Source organism: Acaryochloris sp. IP29b_bin.148 (assembly GCF_028285565.1).
GTDB lineage: Bacteria > Cyanobacteriota > Cyanobacteriia > Thermosynechococcales > Thermosynechococcaceae > Acaryochloris.
This window is the reverse complement of sequence record NZ_JANQOY010000149.1, coordinates 1-1835: the sequence shown is the minus strand read 5'-3', so window position 1 is coordinate 1835 and position 1835 is coordinate 1. Positions and strand designations below refer to the sequence as shown.

Here is a 1835-nt window from a genome sequence, read left to right as displayed (position 1 = left end):
GGCTTGGGTCCCCAAATCTTATAGCCCACAAACCCCATGATGATCAAAGGGATGGCGATACTCCCAATCCGAAACCAGGGCTGGAGATAGTAGGGGTGTTTGACTTTATCCCCTGGATCGACCATTGTCTCTAGATCGTTGATGGGACGACCCTCAGCAATCTTATTCTCTGCTATCAGTTCATTGAGTTCGGGGTCATCCAACAATGTGGCCTTGGCTGCTTCGACCTGGCGTTTATCCGTCAGCATGTTTCGCTCCTTGTCGTCTTTCTCGGTTGGTTTATGTGGGCAGATCCACAATGTTGGTAATCAGTAGCTCTGAATGCAGGGCATCATCAATCATGCGGCCCAAGTCGGTATCGGCAATCTGCCAGTTGGGTCTAAACCCTTGGACGGCTCTCAGGGTCAATATCTTGTTGACCTTGACGGGGTTATAAATCAGGTTGTTTTGACCATCAAAGCGGTATTGGGTGGCGTATAGTCTGACATCCCATTCATGAGTCTCGGGGTCCAAGCGCTCAATCTTGGCTCCCGTGATGGTCGTCTTTGTATGCTGGGGCTTACCCACATAGTTAGTAAAGGGGTCTTTGGCCTTGGCATAGGCAATATGCTGACGCCCTAACCACTCCGCCCGGATATCAGGATGGATCTTGAAGGCTTGGGTGTACATGGGTAGGGGATAGATTAGCTTGCCTTCATGGTGACCCTCGCCATTCATCGGCCAGGTGTAGGCCACGGAGACAAATTCCTGGGCAAACCGCATCACCACCTCATTACTCCGGTAGAGGGGGTCCACGGGCTGACCTTTGACCACCAACCCCGAATCGGTTTGGATATACACCTGAGAGGGGGCTTGCGCTCTAGCTCCTTGAGTAAACCAGGAGAAGCACACGAGGATATTCAGCAGTAAGGCTGAAACTACAAGCAGGGGGAGGAAGCGAGAGAGTTTTTTAGTCATCGTTCATTACCACTCGTCGTAGATCGAATAATCAAACTCGGACTCAGGATCACAAACCCCTCTCATCCTTCTCCCACCACCAGAACTCGCCACTCCAAAAAGGAATTGCACCAACAGTAGAAACAGCACAAATCCTGTAAACCAAAACCAAACAATGTACAGATGGTCAAAGGTCCAGCAGAAGGCAAAATAGAACAGCACCGTCATCCCATAGATAAATCGGAAGTCCGACCACCAGAAGCGAAACTCAGGGATAAAGAGCTGACAGGCAATGAGCCCACAGCCCAAGGTAAAAAAGGAGTCCAACCCCGAAAGCTGGTCTGCCCCAGCAAAGATGCGGTGATACGCGGCAAACAGCGTCAGGACAACGCAGGCCATCAAGCCTGATAGGGGATTGAGTTCAGCCATTCCACCTCGAATGACCATCAGCAGGATGGCAAAGGCAACAAAGACGACGATTAGGGTGAGATATAAAGGCATTTTTATTGACCTCTCAATGACCTCATGGGCTTAGTGTGAACATAGGCAGAATGAGGAAGGAGCAGCAAATCGATTTAGTAATATTGCTCTCGGCGGTTCCGGGCTGAAATCATCGCTGAAGTAGCAATGCCCCCAGCAATGCCCCCCGCTGCACTGGCAACACCCAAGGCACCCCCTCGAAAGCTGGCAGCGGCCTTAAACCCACCGAGGAAGATTGAACCGGACACCAAGGGGGCGAGTAATCCATAGGTGAGGGGAAAGATATACCCGCCCAAGTCCACTAGGGTGGGTCGTTGCAGCATCAGGGCCACGATTCCAATGCAGAAGATATTGGCAAACTCCGCTAGGGAGAACATCAGCAGGGAGAACAGGTTCAAATCAAACAGAAAATGCCGCTT

2 protein-coding genes and 2 pseudogenes are annotated in these 1835 nt (G+C 51.1%); all 4 read right to left on the bottom strand.

The window, feature by feature from the left end:
* Positions 1 to 248 (bottom strand): annotated as a pseudogene (locus tag Q0986_RS14195) (hypothetical protein); the annotation flags it as partial.
* A 31-nt stretch (positions 249 to 279) separates the two neighbouring features.
* A complete protein-coding gene (locus Q0986_RS14190) occupies positions 280 to 957 on the bottom strand; it encodes a hypothetical protein (protein WP_299411392.1) in 678 nt (225 codons plus the stop codon).
* A gap of 6 nt (positions 958 to 963) precedes the next feature.
* Positions 964 to 1437, bottom strand: a complete 474-nt coding sequence (locus tag Q0986_RS14185; RefSeq protein ID WP_299411390.1) for a hypothetical protein — start codon at positions 1435 to 1437, stop codon at positions 964 to 966.
* Positions 1438 to 1511: 74 nt separating this feature from the next.
* Positions 1512 to 1835 (bottom strand): annotated as a pseudogene (locus Q0986_RS14180) (hypothetical protein); the annotation flags it as partial.

What these genes read in the sequence shown, in the direction of transcription:
- Q0986_RS14190 (WP_299411392.1), bottom strand. Translation starts at nt 957, where the DNA reads ATGACTAAAAAACTCTCTCGCTTCCTCCCCCTGCTTGTAGTTTCAGCC.
- Q0986_RS14185 (WP_299411390.1), bottom strand. Translation starts at nt 1,437, where the DNA reads ATGCCTTTATATCTCACCCTAATCGTCGTCTTTGTTGCCTTTGCCATC.